Source organism: Halosimplex halophilum (genome assembly GCF_004698125.1).
Classification (GTDB): domain Archaea; phylum Halobacteriota; class Halobacteria; order Halobacteriales; family Haloarculaceae; genus Halosimplex; species Halosimplex halophilum.
In genome coordinates, this window is sequence record NZ_ML214297.1 from 393,391 (window position 1) to 407,736 (window position 14,346).

Sequence of the window (14,346 nt, forward strand, 5' to 3'; positions counted from 1 at the left end):
ACACCAAACCTACGATACAACAATGAGCTCAGACCAAGACCATCTCAAGGAGACCGACACCGAGGCCCGCTTCGAGTTCAAGAAGGAGGAGAAGTCCGCCTTCGAGGCCGAGAAGGGTCTCACGGAGGAGACCATCAGGGTCATCTCCGAGGACAAGGACGAACCGGAGTGGATGCTCGAGCGGCGCCTGCGCGCGCTGGAGCAGTTCCACGAGATGCCGATGCCGACCGACTGGCCGGGCGCGCCGGACATCTCGGAGGTCGACGTCGACGAGATCGTCCCGTACATCCGGCCGGACATCGACACCCGCGGCGGGGTCGACGACTGGGAGGACCTGCCCGAGGAGATCCAGGACACCTTCGACAAGCTCGGCATCCCCGAGGCGGAGAAGAACGCCCTCTCCGGCGTCGGCGCCCAGTACGAGTCGGAGATCGTCTACCAGAACATGCAGGAGCGCTGGGAGGAGAAGGGCGTCATCTTCTGCGACATGGACAAGGCCGTCCAGGAGCACGAGGAGCTCGTCAAGGAGCACTTCATGACGAAGGCCGTGCCGCCGAGCGACAACAAGTTCGCGGCGCTGCACGGCGCCATCTGGTCGGGCGGCTCGTTCGTCTACGTCCCCGAGGACACGACGGTCGACATGCCGGTCCAGGCGTACTTCCGGATGAACTCCGACGGCATGGGCCAGTTCGAGCACACGCTCATCATCGCCGAGGAGAACTCCGAGGTCCACTACATCGAGGGCTGCAGCGCGCCCAAGTACTCGGAGTTCAACCTGCACTCGGGCGGCGTCGAGGTGTTCGTGGGCGAGGGCGCCCACGTCCAGTACTCGACGGTGCAGAACTGGTCGAAGAACACCTACAACCTCAACACCAAGCGCGCCATCGCCGAGGCCGACGCCACGATGGAGTGGGTCTCCGGCTCGATGGGCTCGAAGGCGACGATGCTCTACCCGAGCACCATCCTCAAGGGCCCCGGCGCGACCGACAACCACATCACCATCGCCATGGCCGGCGAGGGTCAGGACATCGACACCGGCGCGAAGGTCTACCACAACGCGCCCGACACCAGCTCCACCATCGAGTCCAAGTCCATCGCCAAGGACGGCGGCCGCACCAACTACCGCGGGCTCGTCCACATGGCCAACGGCGCCGAGGGCTCGAAGACCAACGTCGAGTGCGACGCGCTGATGTTCGACAACGAGTCCACGTCGGACACCATGCCGTACATGGAGATCCAGGAGAACGACGTCGACGTGGCCCACGAGGCGACCGTCGGCAAGATCGGCGACGAGGACGTGTTCTACCTCCAGTCCCGGGGCCTGGACGACGACGACGCCAAGCAGATGATCGTCGCCGGCTTCATCGAGCCGATCACCGAGGAACTGCCCATCGAGTACGCGGTCGAGCTCAACCGCCTCATCGAGCTGGAGATGGAGGGCTCGCTCGGGTAACCCCCGGTGATTCACATGAGTACGCAGCTACACGCGAACCTCACAGAGGCACAGGTAGAGCAGATCAGCGACGAGCTCGACGAGCCCGAGTGGCTCCTCGAGACGCGCAAGGACGCCCTCGCGGCGCTCGACGACCTGGACATGCCGAACGTGATCACCACGCCCGGCCCGCGCCACTGGACGAACCTCACCGACCTCGACTACGAGTCGCTCGTGGACCCCCTGGAGTGGGAACAGGAGAAAGACCGCGTCGAGGCCGAGGGCGCCGACGTGCTCTCGTGGTCCGAGGCGCTGGCCGAACACGGCGACCTCGTCGAGGAGCACTTCGGCAGCGTCGTCGACCCCCAGCGTGACTTCCTGACGGCGCTGTCGACGGCCCTCTTTAGCGCCGGGACCGTCGTCTACGTCCCCGAGGGCGTCGCCGCCGAGGACGTGAAGATCCGCACCCGGATGAACAGCCGCTCGCTGTTCAACTACACGCTGGTCGTCGCCGAGGAGTCCGCCTCCGCGACGATCCTCGAACGCCAGAGCACCGGGACGAACGTCGACGGCGACCAGTACTACTCGGGCGTCGTCGAGGTCGTCGCCGGCGAGAACGCCAGCGTCCAGTACGGGGCGCTTCAAAATCTCGCCGAGGACACCTACAACTTCCAGGTCAAGCGCGGCCACACCGCCGACCACGCCTCGGTCGACTGGATCGAGGGCAACATCGGCTCCCGACTCACGAAGTCCAGCGTCGAGACGCGACTGCTCGGCGAGGGCTCGGAGAGCCAGATCGTCGGCGCCTTCTTCGGCCACGACGACCAGCACTTCGACATCAACAGCCGCGTCTGGCACGAGGACGAGCACACCACCGCCGACCTCGTCACCCGCGGGGTCCTCGACGACGAGGCCCGCTCGGTCTACGAGGGCGTCCAGGACGTGGGCCGCGAGGCGTGGGACACCAACTCCTACCAGCGCGAGAACACGCTGATGCTCAGCGACGACAGCGAGGCCGACGCCTCGCCGAAGCTGATCATCAACAACCACGACACCGAGGCCAGCCACTCCGCGACGGTCGGCCAGGTCGACGCCGAGGACCTGTTCTACATGACTTCCCGCGGCGTCGACGAGGAGCGCGCGAAGAACATGCTCGTCGAGGGCTTCTTCGTGCCCGTCCTCGAGGAGGTCGCGGTCGACGAGCTCCGCGAGGACCTCGACGAGCTGATCGTCGAACGCCTGCGCCGGTAACCGACTCCCGTTTTCCGTCCGTCTCGGCGACGTTCGCTTCCGTTCCCAGGTTGCGAAAACGCGCCCGTCTTTTAAGTTCGTACCCGGAGTGAGACACACCAGACCATGCGTCCACTGCACCTCCTGGCGCTCGCAGCGGCGTCCGTCGTCCCGGTTCACGCGGGTCACCCTCACCTCGTGACCGACTCGGTCCTCGGGGTCGCGGTCGGGGTGGTCGTCGTCGGGCTGTACGTGCTCGCGCTCCGCTGGACGGGCGGCGGGCGCGGAGACCGACGGACCGACGGCTCCGGGAGCGGCCGAACAGAGGGGAGCGACGGCGGCCGAGCGGGCCGTGAATCCAGCCGGTAGATCGTCGACTGGTCGCTCACGGACCGGCCGCTCCCGGGCTGGACGACCGTGGGCCGGACGTTCCCGTCCCGGCCGGCGAACTCGCGGGCTGGGCCGCCGCTGGCCGCCGCCGAGGGAAGGACTTACGTCCCCGCCTACCCGAGAGGTGCCTATGAATCGTGCGACGGGCGCCGACTCCCGGGAGGTGCGACGGTGAGTCTCACCGTCCCGGTCGGGTCCGACCACCAGCTGGCCCGCCTGCTCCAGATCGGGATCGTCCTGGAGGAGGTCGTCGAGGCGCGGGCGTCGAAACACGCCCGCGACAGCGGGGTGGACCTGACCGACGACGTGCGGGCGATGCTCGAAGACGCCGCCGAGGAGTCCGCCGACCACCGCGACCGGCTGGAGGACCTGGTAGCGGAACTCGACGCCGACACGGTCGCCTACGAGGAGATCGAGGCGCTGGTCGAGGCCCAGTACGAGTCCGACGACGACTTCGACGGCGTCCTCTACGACCAGCTGTGCAACGAGGAGACCGCCTACAAGTTCTACGACGACCTCATCGAGGCGGTCGAGGCCTCGGACGTGGAGTTCGGCATCGACCGCGACCGGCTGCTCGACACGCTCGCGGCCATCCGCGAGGAGGAGGCCGAGGGCGTCGAGGAAGTGACCGAGCTCATGGAGGAGCGCCGATGACCGCCGACGGAGCGACGCGGACCCAACAGGAGGGATCGCCGTGAACACGGCCGACCAGTACCTGAAAGCAATCTACCTGATCCAGCGGATGGAGGACGGTCCCGCATCGACCGGCGACCTGGCCGACCGGCTCGACGTGAGCCCCGCCAGCGCCAACGAGATGATCGGCAAGCTCGAAGACCAGGGGCTGGCCGAACACGAGAAGTACAAGGGCGTCTCCCTCTCCGACGAGGGCATCGTCCGCGCCCGCGAGGCCCTCCAGAACTACTGTATCATCGAGCGGTTCCTCGTCGAGGTCCTCGAGGTCGAGGAGTTCCGCGGCGAGGCCCGCCAGCTGGAGAGCGTCATCGACGAGACGGTCGCCGAACGGCTCGACACCATCATCGACCGCGACCCCGCCTGCCCCGACTGCTTCGACGCCGAGAACGACGTCTGCGGCCTGCTGGAAGTCCCCGCGGCCGCCGACGACTGACCCGGATCAATCCGCTTCTCAGCGCGACATCCCGATCGGGCCGGATCCGTCGAAACGCCCCAGAACTGCAAGAGTAACGCTATTATGCGACCGCCGTATAGCCATCCGTGAAGTCCCGTGGTGTAGTGGCCAATCATCATGGCCTTTGGAGGGGTCCTGAATATATCAGTTCCCTGAAGCGAGCCATGGACGACGGTTCGAATCCGTCCGGGACTATGACAAATATTTTATACTTTCGCGGCATCGGGGAGGCGACCGCTGCCCGGTGACAGCGACCGCGGATATCGACACCGCTTTCGACGGAGTGACGGATCCGGTGGTCGGTCCATCCGCCCGGCACCCGGTTCCCGGCAGTCGATAGCGACTGCGGGGCCGCCCGTTCGTGGCATTCGATCGTAATTATACGGCGACTATTTATTGTCACTCCGTCTGTATCGCCGAGTGGATCGTACCTATGCGATCAGTACTCATGGCGCTCGTCGTCGCGCTCGCGGCGGTCACCGCGGGCGTCGGCGGCGCAACGGGGGAACCGACGGACGGCCCGACGCGGGCCGAACTGACCGAGCCCGTGCCCGAGGGGGAACCGGGTAACGCCTCCGACGGCTACACGGGGATCGAACCGACGCGCAACTGGACCGACAAGCCGGTCGACGTGGACACGGCGCCGGCGGGCCTCGCCGAGGGGGACGCGGCCGGCGGGGCGGCGAGCGCGGCGTCCGCGGATTCCATCATGATGGACCCGGACGACGAGGACCACCCGCTGGTCGGCACGTCGAAGCAGTACCTCGGCTCCGACCGGGGGAGCTACTACTTCAAGGAGTACACGCTGCTGGCGGTCGGCGACGAGATCGAGGTGTGGGTCGCGAACAACCTCTCGTGGCCGAGCGACGACCCGCGCGAGGACCCGACGATCTCCGAGGCCCAGGCCGAGTCGATGGCCCGGCAGTTCGACGGGAACATGTACCCGGTCGAGACGGAGACGTTCGGCCGGCCCGACGCCCGCAACGGCACCGAGTCGCTGCTCGAACAGATCGGCGCCGTCCCGGAGGACTACTACGAGACGGGCAACGGCTCCGAGCGGACGGTCCTGCTCGTGGACAACGTCCGGGACCGGAACTACTACGACGAGGAGTACCCGCTGTACATCGCCGGCTTCTACTCGCCGACGATCCAGGAGTACACCGACCGTAACGCCATCACGGTCGACGCCTACGACTGGAACGCCGTCAACGAGAGCAACGAGCGGACCGGCTACGAGGGGACGCTGGCCCACGAGTATCAGCACCTCATCCACGCCGACCTCGACGGCGACGAGACCACCTGGGTCAACGAGGGGATGTCGGACTACGCCGAGTACATCACCGGCTACGGCGTCCCGGAGGGCCACCTCGGAGCCTACGAACAGCTGCCCTCGAACTCGCTGACGAACTGGGAGGACCAGGGGGCGGACAACGTCCTCGCGGACTACGGGATCGCCTACACGTGGACGATGTACCTGGCCGACCAGTACGGCCGGGAGTTCGTCTCCAACCTCGCACAGGATACGGACAACGGCATCACCAGCGTCGAGAACACCCTGGACGAGGTCGGGGCGAAACGCGACTTCGCCGACCTCTACCAGGACTTCTCGACCGCCGTGGTGACCGACGACATCCGGACGCCGCCGAAAGACGAGTTCCACATCGACGGCGTCGAGGTGAATGTCAACACTTCCGGGTCGGTCGGCACCGCCGGCGCCTGGGGGACCAACTACCGGACGATCGACACGAGCGAACGCGGCCCGATCAGGGACGTGACCGTCTCGGGGACCGACTTCACGGACACGGAGTGGTCGACGGCGACCGACCCCGTGACCGGCGAGGGCGAGGTCCTCTACAGCGGGTCCGGCAACCTGCTCGACCGCCACGCGGTCGTCGAGCGGGACCTCTCGAACGTCGAGGACCCGACGCTGACCTTCGAGAGCTTCCAGCGCATCGAGGCCAACTGGGACTACGGCTTCGTGCAGGTGTCGACCGACGGCGGCGACACCTGGCACAGTCTCTCGAACGGGAACACCGACGCATCGCCGAATCCCGACGCCCACCCGACGGTGAAGGCGAACGTGCCGGGGCTGACCGGCGACACGGACGGCTGGCAGTCCCAGTCGTTCGACCTCTCGGCCTACGAGGGCAACGAGAGCGTCCTGGTCTCCTTCCGGTACGTCACCGACTGGGCGACCGCGAAGGACGGCTGGTACGTCAGAAACGTCAGCGTCGCCGGCGAGTCCGTCCCGACGAACTCGACGGCGCCGTACCTGAGCGAGCGCGAGGCGACCGGCGACAACGTCGAGTACCAGTTCTCGTTCGTCGGGATCAAACACAACGGCAACTACCAGGTCAAGCAGGTCGACACGACGACCTTCGACGAGGCCGGCAAGCGCGACCTGAAGAGGTTCCTCCACAACGGCAACTTCGAGACGGTGGTCGTCGCGAGCACCTGGGCCGCCGAGGAGGGCGAGAGCGGTCGCGTCCCCGTCGGCGTCGAGCTCACCTTCGCCGGTGAGCGAGGCGCCGGGAACGGCAACGGGAACAGCGGCAACGGTCCGGGTAACGGCAACGGGAACGGTCCCGGCAACGGAAACAACGGGAACGGTCCCGGCAACGGGAACAACGGGAACGGCAACGGCCCGCCGAAGTAGCGGGACAGTCGGACGGGAACGGTCCCGCGGGACCCTCACCGTCCTGCCTCTCGCGTTTTCAGACCGGTTCGTGGACCGCGCGGTAGCCGTCGGCCGTCGACTCGACGGACTCGACGGTGTAGAAGCGGATCTCCCGCTCCTGTTTCGTGCGGACGGGGAAGTCGTAGTGGACGGCGTCGTAGCCGAGTTCCTCCCCGTCCTCGCGCACGCCGGCGACGAACTCGCGGTGGCGGTCGAGGCGCTCCTCGACGACCGAGCGCGAGAGCGCGGGGGCCTCGTCCACCTGGTCGTCGAACACCTCGGCGAAGGCGGGTTCCCGCTCGTAGCCGACGGAGTCGCGGCCGGCGACGAGGGCGGCCAGGGAGGTGGTACCGGTGCCCCAGAAGGGATCGAGGACGGTGTCGCCGTAGGCCGAGTACATGTTGACGAGGCGGTAGGGGATCTCGAAGGGGAACGCGGCGGAGCGCTCGCGGAGTTCGTCGTGGTCGAGCGCCTGGAGTTCGCCGCTCACGTCGGTCCACACGTCGGAGAACCAGCGGTTGCGTTCCTCCCAGAAGTAGGCGGCCTCGTAGCGCCGATCCGCGCCGGGCGCGAACGACCGGGAGTCGTCGCCGTTGCGGAAGACGAGGACGTACTCGTGTTCGAGGGTGACGTAGGCGTTGGGCGGCACCATCCCCGAGCCCATGAACTTCGCGGCGCTGTTGGTGGGCTTGCGCCAGAGCACGTCCGGCAGGGGGTCGAACCCGAGCGACCGGAACGCCTCCAGCACCCGGGCGTGGTTGGGGTAGACGCGGAAGCTCCCGTCGACGGTGCGGGTCGCGTCGCCGACGTTGACGCAGGCGACGCCGCCGTCGACGAGCACCCGTTCGAGTTCGGCCCACACCTCGTCGAGGACGCCGTGCATCGCCTCGAAGGCGCGCTGGCCGTCGTCGGCCGCCAGCGCGTCCGCGACGGCCGGGTCGAGCGCGCCGAACGTCTCGTCCCACATCTCGATCATCGGGTACGGCGGCGAGGTGACGACCAGGTCGACGCTGTCGTCGGCCAGCCCCGAGAGTTCGCGCGCGTCGCCGAGGACGACCCGATGACTCGTCTCCATCGTCTCCCATCTCCCGCCCGCGGTCCTTGAGTCTCCCGACCTGTGCCGCCGACCCCGCCGTCGCCCGCCCGTGCGGTCCCCGTCCCGCCACACCCGGTACCGATCGACCGGGACCGCCACCACCGGCCCGGGCCGCGGCCGATATCAATTCTTAATAGCTCGCTCCGGCTCGGTTAACATATGACCGTCGTCAGCGTCTCGATGCCCGACGAGTTGCTCGAACGGATCGACTCGTTCGCGGACGAACACGGCTACACCGGGCGGAGCGAGGTGGTCCGGGAGGCCGCGCGCAACCTCCTCGGGGAGTTCGAGGACAAGCAGCTGGAGGAGCGGGAGCTGATGGGCGTGGTGACCGTCCTGTTCGACTACTCGTCGTCGGGCGTCGAACACCGGATGATGAACCTCCGCCACGAGTACGAGAACCTCGTCGCCTCGAACGTCCACAGCCACATCGGCGACCACTACTGCCTCGAACTGTTCATCCTCGAGGGCGACCTGGAGGACATCTCCACGTTCGTCGGCAAGATCCGCGCGACCCAGGACACGCTCTCGATCGACTACTCCGTGATGCCCGTCGACCGCATCGACACGATCTGAGCGGCGGACCTCGACGGGAGCCGTGGCCGGGTCCGCTCCACACCCGGTCAGTCGAAGGCCGCGGCGAGCACGGCGTCGTAGGCGTGTTCGTACGCGTCGGCGACGGCCGCCGGGTCGCCGCGTTCGGCTTTCGACAGCGGCGGCAGGCGAGTCTCGGTCGCCGGGTCGACCAGGTCGGTCACGTCCGGGACCCGCTCCTCCAGCTGGCCGGCCTCGGGGCCGCCGCTGGCGACGGCGCAGCCCTTCGCGTAGCGGTCGCCGTCGTAGACGCGGACGCGCCCCGGTTCGACCACGGCGACGGCGTCGGGGTCGACGTCGCGGAACGGCCGCGCCACGTCGGCGTAGGACTCGACGACCGCCCGCTCGGTCGCCTCGACCTCGGCGAGCAGCGACCGCTGTTCGGGGAGGTGCCGGTCGGTCATCACCTCGTTGAACTCGTCGACCGACGAGACGCGGGGCGCGTCCGACAGGGGGAGCGCCTCACGCACGGAGTCCGGGAGTTCGACCGTCCCGTTGACGACGAACGACTCGCCGACGCGGTCGACGAGGAACTCCCGGTCGTCCTTCCCGAGGAGGCCCGTGCCGCCGCCCGGGCTCGGTCGCCACAGGCGGTGGACGGCGTTGATGTCCTCCGGGGCCACGTTGGCCCCGCTCGCCGCGGCGAGCTTGCGGGCGTCCTTGCCGTAGAGCCGTCCCTCGGCCGTCGCCGTCAGGTAGTCGTCGTGGTCGAACCAGTAGTCGTTGCCCGCGCGGGGCTTGAACCCCACGGCGCCGGTGCGCTCGATCAGTCCGGTCGAGAAGGTGGTCTTCCCGGCGTCGACGCGGGCGCCGCCCGCGACGAGCAGCCTCATCGGCCCCCTCCGCGACTCATTGCTCGCTCGCGCCATCGGCGTCGACGCCCGGCGCGAGCCCGTAGTAGCCGGGTTCGCCGTCGGTCTCGGGCTCGGCGAAGACGAACTGCTCGCTGTGGCCCATCATCCACGGGATGGCCCAGTCCAGCAGGACGTTCTCGGTCTCGATGTCCAGCTCGGCCTCGGGGTCGACGCCCTGCAGCAGGCGGCCGACCTCGTAGATGGTGTAGAGCTTGTCGGCGTCGAGCACCTCCGCGGGCTCGCGGAACTCCAGGGGTCGCAGGTCGTCGAAGTCGGATTTCGGTCGCGGCATGGACCCGGATACTCGGGGTCGACGCCTAAAGCCCTCGAAACGCGGCCGGGGCGCCACGGCACACCCCGACGGCCGTTCGGCGTCGCGGTGGCCGCTGCAGCGTGAACCGACGGCGGCCCGGCGGCTGACCGGTGGAGCGCGACCCGACGGCTGACCGGTGGAGTGCGGCCCGGCGGCTGGCCAGCGGGGCGTGGACCTGCGGTTGACCAGTGGAGCGCGAAAAAATGGCGGTGGTGAACTGACTCGTCGTTACTCGAAGTGGCTGACGGCCGTGTCGTACTGGTCGGCGACCTCGTCCCAGTCGACGACCTCGAAGAAGGCGTCGATGAAGCTGCCGCGGTCCGGGCCGTAGTCGTAGTAGTAGGAGTGCTCCCACACGTCCAGGGCCATGATCGGGTGGGAACCCCACAGCGCGCCCTGGTCGTGCTTGTCGACGGCCACGTTGCGCAGCTGCTTGGCGACGGGGTCGTAGACCAGCAGCGCCCAGCCACCGGCGGCCGACGCGGCGGCCTCGAACTCGCCCTTCCAGCCCTCGTAGGAGCCGAAGTCCTCCTCGATGCGGTCGCGGAGGTCACCCTCCGGCTCGCCGCCGCCGTTCGGGGACATGTTGTCCCAGAACAGCGTGTGGAGGTAGTGGCCGGAGCCGTTGTGGGTGACGTTGCCCAGCGCGCCGGCTGTCGAGGAGTAGTCCCCCGACTCGCGGGCGTCGGCGAGCGTCTCCTCGGCGGATTCGAGGCCGTTGACGTACCCCTGGTGGTGGGTGTCGTGGTGCCACGTAAGCACCTGCTCGCTAACGTGCGGTTCGAGCGCGTCGTAGTCGTACGGGAGCGGCGGAAGCTCGGGATCGGAATGTTCTGGCATAGATATCTCCTCCACTCTAGCGGTCGGCTGGATACCTGTTAAAGTTTGAGGAACTGGATGAGTGAGACTGTCACACACGGCTGACACGGACGGGGACTGACCCGCGGGACGCGGCCGAATCCGCCGAGCCGCCGGCGGTCCGCGACCTCTCGGCGTCGAGAGATGTAGACGCGGTGTCGCCCCGGCTGTCAGTCGTCGGCCCGCGCCCGCTCGAACATCTCGATGGCCCGCTCGCGGCGCTCGCCGTGGTCGACGATGGGCGCCGGGTAGTCGGGCGCGAGCATCTCCCGGCGGCCGGCGTCGAGTTCGTGCCACTCGTGGACGGCGTCGGCGGGCACGTCCCGGAGTTCGGGGACGTACTCGCGGATGTACTCCGCGTCCGGGTCGTAGCGCTCGCCCTGGGTCATCGGGTTGAACACGCGGAAGTACGGCTGGGCGTCGGTCCCCGTCGAGGCGGCCCACTGCCAGCCGCCGTTGTCGTTGGCCGTGTCGTGGTCGACCAGTTTCTCGCGGAACCAGTCGTAGCCCTCCCGCCAGTCGATGAGCAGGTCCTTCGTCAGGAAGGAAGCGACGATCATCCGGACGCGGTTGTGCATATACGCCTCCGCCCGCAGCTGGCGCATCCCCGCGTCGACGATGGGATAGCCCGTCTCGCCGTCCTTCCAGGCCCGCAGCGCCTCGGGGTCGTGGTTCCACTCGATCGGCCGCTCGTAGTCCTTGAAGTTCTCCGTGACGACGTTCGGCTCGTCCCAGAGGACGTGGTGGTAGAACTCCCGCCACGCGAGTTGCGACTCGAACTCCTCGGCGGAGTCGTAGTCGGCGCCGGCGGCGGCCGACTTCGCCTCGCTGACCGCCCCGTGGACCTCCCGGATGCCGATGGTACCGAACTTGAGATGGGCGGAGAGCCGGGACGTGCACTCGTCGGCGGGGTAGTCCCGGCGGTCGTCGTAGTCGTACACGTCGTTCTCGCAGAACGCCCGGAGCAGCTCACGAGCCGGTTCGGTCCCGGCGGGCGGCACGTCGGCCTCGGGTTCGTCGAAACCGAGATCCGCGAGCGACGGGAGCGGCTCGTCGTCGGAGATGTCTGCGAGAGCGTCCTCGTCGGGTGTCGGTGCGGGGGACGCCTTCTCGCGGTCGCGCCACTTCTTCCAGAAGTAGGTGAACACGGAGTAGACCTCGCCCTGGTTGGTGCGGATCGACCCCGGTTCGTGGAGCAGGGCGTCCTCGACGCTCCGGCGAGCCACGTCGGCGTCGTCGAGCGCCCGCCGGACCGCGGCGTCGCGCTCGCGACCGAGCCCGGAGACCTCCGCGCCCCAGGTGACGGCGTCGGCGCCGACCTCCCCGGCGACGGCGGGGACGACCTCGCGGGGGTCGCCGCGGCGGACCAGGAGGTCGCTGCCGCGCTCGCGGTACCACGCCCGCAGCGAGTCGAGCGCGTCGAGCATGAACGCGACGCGGGGCGGCCCCGCGTGGGCGAGCACGTCGCGGTCGAAGACGAACAGCGGGACGACGGGACCGTCCGCGGGCACGTCCGGCAGGTCGCCCGCCGCGGCGGCCAGCCCCCGGTTGTCCGCCGCCCGGAGGTCCCGGCGGTGCCAGTGGACTCTCATACGCGAGCCACGCCCGACGCGTCCCTCAAAGTACCCCCAAACGAGTGGGGCCGGCGGGGGGTTCAGGACAGCCACGGCGCCACGCACGCTTAACCGGTCGGCAGCCCACTCCGGGAGCATGGAACACGTCACGCTCGACGTATCCGACGGCGTCGCAACGGTGACACTCGACCACCCGGAGATGCGCAACGCGCTGACCAGCGGCGTCGCCACCGACCTGATCGACGCCATGGCGGCGGTCCCCGAGGAGGCCCGCTGTATCGTCCTCGCTGGGAGCGGTCCCACGTTCTGCGCCGGCGGCGACATCGACGCGATGGTGGACGGACTGGAGGGCGAGGCACCCGCTCACGAACGGGTCGAACGCATCGTCGAGGAGACCGCGGGCGCCGTCCGGGCGGTCGCGACCTGCGACCGCCCGACCGTCGCGAAGATCCACGGCCCCGCCTACGGCGCCGGCGGCGCGCTCGCGATCGCCTGCGACCTGCTGCTGGCCAGCGAGTCGGCCAAGATAAGCTTCGGCTTCCGTCAGGTCGGGCTCAACGTCGACTCCGGCGCCTCCCACCTCCTCCCGCGGATCGTCGGCGAGAACGTCGCGAAGGAACTCCTGTTCACGGGGGAACTGATCGACGCCCAGCGGGCGAAAGAGGTCGGCCTGTTCAACCACGTCTACGACGACGAGGAACTCGACGAGCGCGTCGCGGGGATGGTCGACCGGATCGCCTCGGGCCCGGCGGTCGCGCTGAAGCAGTCGAAGCGACTCGTCGAGCAGGGGACGACGAGTTCGCTCGACGAGGCCATCGCGAACGAGGCCGCCGCCCAGATCGTCTCCGCCTCGGCCGACGACCACGAGGAGGGCGTCCGCGCGTTCGTCGAGAGCCGCGAGCCCGAGTTCGAGGGGGAGTGACTGCGGCGGAGAGGCCGGCGCGTCAGCGTCAGTCGTCGGCGGGACAGCCGGGGCCGTCGCCGTCGATCCGGCAGTCGCTGGCCGGGCGGTCGTCGGCCGGGTCGCTCCCGCCGTCGGTCGCGTAGGCGTCGTCGAGCGACCGGAGGTTCTCGGAGGCGAGCAGGCGGCCCGGGAGTGTCTCCCGGAGCCCGGGGCGGGCGAACGACTCGCTGCCGATGACGGCGAAGCCGGCGAAGACGACGAGGAAGCCGGCGACGGCGAGCCCGGAGATGGTCTCGCCCAGCAGCGCCCACCCGCCGAGCGTCGCCACGAGCGGGACGACGTAGAACGCGAGGTTCGCGCGGATGGCCCCCACCTCGTCGATGAGGCCGAAGTACGCGATGTAGGCGACGGCGCCGGCCAGGAGGGCGACGTAGGCGAGCGCGAGCACGGCACCGGGCGTCCACGTGATCGCGGCGGGCGACTCGCCGGCCGCCAGGCTCAGGCCGTGGGTGACGACGGCCGCCAGCGGCAGGCCCCACGCGGTGCGGACGGTGCTGGAGAGGTCCGCGTCGGCCCGGCGGATCAGCACCGACCCGAGCGCGCCGCAGGTCGCGCTGACGAGCATGAGTCCCTCGCCGAGCAGGCCGCCGGCGCCGAACGCCGACGGGTCGGGGTTGGCCACGAGCGCGACGCCGACCAGCCCCACCGCCATCCCGACGGCGCCGCGGGCCGAGAGCCGCTCGTCGGCGAGCAGGACCGCGGCGAGCACCGGCGTCAGGATTGGGTTCAGGCTCGCGATGATGGCGGCGACGCCGCTGGTGACGTACTGCTGGCCGACGAACAGCAGGGCGTTCGTCAGCCCGATGGCGAACAGCCCGGTCGCGACGATCCCGCCCAGGTCGCCCCGCGTCCGCGGAATCAGGTCGGCGCGCGAGCGGGTGAGCAGCACGTAGGCTATCAGCGCGACAGCCGCGACGTCGAACCGGAGCGCGACGAACAAAAGCGGCGGAAAGAACTCCAGGCCCCCCTTCGCCGCGACGAAGGTGCCCCCAAACAGCAGGCTCGTCGCGAGGAACGCCGCGACGGTCCTGCGACCGATCACGGCGACACCTCCGCGGGCGTCGGCTCCAGAGAGATGGCGTGAGAGATCATCGTGGAATCCTGTAGGGCTCGAAGCCTTATAGGCCCGTTCAGAAATCCTTGCCCGGCGGGCAAGCGCGGCGACCGGTGTCGCGATTGCACGACGTGAAACGATTTCGTGTCGTGAAGAACACGCC

Annotated in this window: 14 protein-coding genes and 1 tRNA gene; 9 read left to right on the forward strand and 6 right to left on the reverse strand. The window is 68.9% G+C overall.

Annotated elements, in window-relative coordinates:
• Positions 1–22: 22 nt before the first annotated feature.
• From sufB to E3328_RS02100, 7 genes are all read left to right on the forward strand, one after another.
• Positions 23–1,453 (forward strand): Fe-S cluster assembly protein SufB, encoded by a 1,431-nt coding sequence (gene sufB / locus E3328_RS02070; RefSeq protein ID WP_135362966.1) that lies wholly within the window; start codon positions 23–25, stop codon positions 1,451–1,453.
• A gap of 15 nt (positions 1,454–1,468) precedes the next feature.
• Positions 1,469–2,683, forward strand: a complete 1,215-nt coding sequence (gene sufD / locus E3328_RS02075; RefSeq protein WP_135362967.1) for a Fe-S cluster assembly protein SufD — start codon at positions 1,469–1,471, stop codon at positions 2,681–2,683.
• 105 nt (positions 2,684–2,788) lie between these two features.
• Positions 2,789–3,031 carry a hypothetical protein gene (locus E3328_RS02080; protein ID WP_135362968.1) on the forward strand — a complete coding sequence of 81 codons (243 nt, stop codon included), beginning with the start codon at positions 2,789–2,791 and terminating at the stop codon, positions 3,029–3,031.
• A 192-nt stretch (positions 3,032–3,223) separates the two neighbouring features.
• Positions 3,224–3,706 carry a ferritin-like domain-containing protein gene (locus E3328_RS02085; RefSeq protein ID WP_135362969.1) on the forward strand — a complete coding sequence of 161 codons (483 nt, stop codon included), beginning with the start codon at positions 3,224–3,226 and terminating at the stop codon, positions 3,704–3,706.
• Between the two features lie 40 nt (positions 3,707–3,746).
• Positions 3,747–4,178 carry a metal-dependent transcriptional regulator gene (locus tag E3328_RS02090; RefSeq protein ID WP_135362970.1) on the forward strand — a complete coding sequence of 144 codons (432 nt, stop codon included), beginning with the start codon at positions 3,747–3,749 and terminating at the stop codon, positions 4,176–4,178.
• Between the two features lie 111 nt (positions 4,179–4,289).
• Positions 4,290–4,394, forward strand: a tRNA-Gln gene (locus E3328_RS02095).
• A gap of 238 nt (positions 4,395–4,632) precedes the next feature.
• The gene (locus tag E3328_RS02100; protein ID WP_246022859.1) at positions 4,633–6,855 is read left to right on the forward strand and encodes an immune inhibitor A domain-containing protein; all 2,223 of its coding nucleotides are present in this window, start codon (positions 4,633–4,635) and stop codon (positions 6,853–6,855) included.
• A gap of 58 nt (positions 6,856–6,913) precedes the next feature.
• On the opposite strand, the gene E3328_RS02105 is transcribed toward E3328_RS02100, so the two are convergent.
• Positions 6,914–7,951 carry a DNA-methyltransferase gene (locus E3328_RS02105; protein ID WP_135362971.1) on the reverse strand — a complete coding sequence of 346 codons (1,038 nt, stop codon included), beginning with the start codon at positions 7,949–7,951 and terminating at the stop codon, positions 6,914–6,916.
• 180 nt (positions 7,952–8,131) lie between these two features.
• On the opposite strand from E3328_RS02105, the gene nikR reads away from it, so the two are divergent.
• Positions 8,132–8,548 (forward strand): nickel-responsive transcriptional regulator NikR, encoded by a 417-nt coding sequence (gene nikR, locus E3328_RS02110; RefSeq protein WP_135362972.1) that lies wholly within the window; start codon positions 8,132–8,134, stop codon positions 8,546–8,548.
• A 47-nt stretch (positions 8,549–8,595) separates the two neighbouring features.
• Here the strand turns inward: nikR and E3328_RS02115 are convergent, their stop codons facing one another.
• The 4 genes from E3328_RS02115 to E3328_RS02130 form a co-directional block, all read right to left on the reverse strand.
• Positions 8,596–9,399, reverse strand: a complete 804-nt coding sequence (locus E3328_RS02115; protein WP_135362973.1) for an ATPase — start codon at positions 9,397–9,399, stop codon at positions 8,596–8,598.
• 16 nt (positions 9,400–9,415) lie between these two features.
• Positions 9,416–9,712, reverse strand: a complete 297-nt coding sequence (locus tag E3328_RS02120) for a DUF5827 family protein (protein WP_135362974.1) — start codon at positions 9,710–9,712, stop codon at positions 9,416–9,418.
• A 249-nt stretch (positions 9,713–9,961) separates the two neighbouring features.
• Positions 9,962–10,573: a superoxide dismutase gene (gene sod, locus E3328_RS02125; RefSeq protein WP_135362975.1), complete on the reverse strand. Its 612-nt coding sequence runs from the start codon at positions 10,571–10,573 to the stop codon at positions 9,962–9,964.
• A gap of 188 nt (positions 10,574–10,761) precedes the next feature.
• The gene (locus E3328_RS02130; RefSeq protein ID WP_135362976.1) at positions 10,762–12,183 is read right to left on the reverse strand and encodes a cryptochrome/photolyase family protein; all 1,422 of its coding nucleotides are present in this window, start codon (positions 12,181–12,183) and stop codon (positions 10,762–10,764) included.
• Positions 12,184–12,301: 118 nt separating this feature from the next.
• On the opposite strand from E3328_RS02130, the gene E3328_RS02135 reads away from it, so the two are divergent.
• Positions 12,302–13,087 (forward strand): enoyl-CoA hydratase/isomerase family protein, encoded by a 786-nt coding sequence (locus E3328_RS02135; RefSeq protein WP_135362977.1) that lies wholly within the window; start codon positions 12,302–12,304, stop codon positions 13,085–13,087.
• Between the two features lie 28 nt (positions 13,088–13,115).
• Here the strand turns inward: E3328_RS02135 and E3328_RS02140 are convergent, their stop codons facing one another.
• Complete coding sequence (locus tag E3328_RS02140) at positions 13,116–14,171, reverse strand: DMT family transporter (protein ID WP_135362978.1); 1,056 nt, start codon at positions 14,169–14,171, stop codon at positions 13,116–13,118.
• Positions 14,172–14,346 lie beyond the last annotated feature (175 nt).

Coding starts and splice junctions, on each gene's coding strand:
- E3328_RS02130 (WP_135362976.1), bottom strand. CDS start 12,183: ATGAGAGTCCACTGGCACCGCCGGGACCTCCGGGCGGCGGACAACCGG.
- E3328_RS02135 (WP_135362977.1), top strand. CDS start 12,302: ATGGAACACGTCACGCTCGACGTATCCGACGGCGTCGCAACGGTGACA.
- sufB (WP_135362966.1), top strand. CDS start 23: ATGAGCTCAGACCAAGACCATCTCAAGGAGACCGACACCGAGGCCCGC.
- nikR (WP_135362972.1), top strand. CDS start 8,132: ATGACCGTCGTCAGCGTCTCGATGCCCGACGAGTTGCTCGAACGGATC.
- sufD (WP_135362967.1), top strand. CDS start 1,469: ATGAGTACGCAGCTACACGCGAACCTCACAGAGGCACAGGTAGAGCAG.
- E3328_RS02105 (WP_135362971.1), bottom strand. CDS start 7,951: ATGGAGACGAGTCATCGGGTCGTCCTCGGCGACGCGCGCGAACTCTCG.
- E3328_RS02120 (WP_135362974.1), bottom strand. CDS start 9,712: ATGCCGCGACCGAAATCCGACTTCGACGACCTGCGACCCCTGGAGTTC.
- sod (WP_135362975.1), bottom strand. CDS start 10,573: ATGCCAGAACATTCCGATCCCGAGCTTCCGCCGCTCCCGTACGACTAC.
- E3328_RS02100 (WP_246022859.1), top strand. CDS start 4,633: ATGCGATCAGTACTCATGGCGCTCGTCGTCGCGCTCGCGGCGGTCACC.
- E3328_RS02115 (WP_135362973.1), bottom strand. CDS start 9,399: ATGAGGCTGCTCGTCGCGGGCGGCGCCCGCGTCGACGCCGGGAAGACC.
- E3328_RS02080 (WP_135362968.1), top strand. CDS start 2,789: ATGCGTCCACTGCACCTCCTGGCGCTCGCAGCGGCGTCCGTCGTCCCG.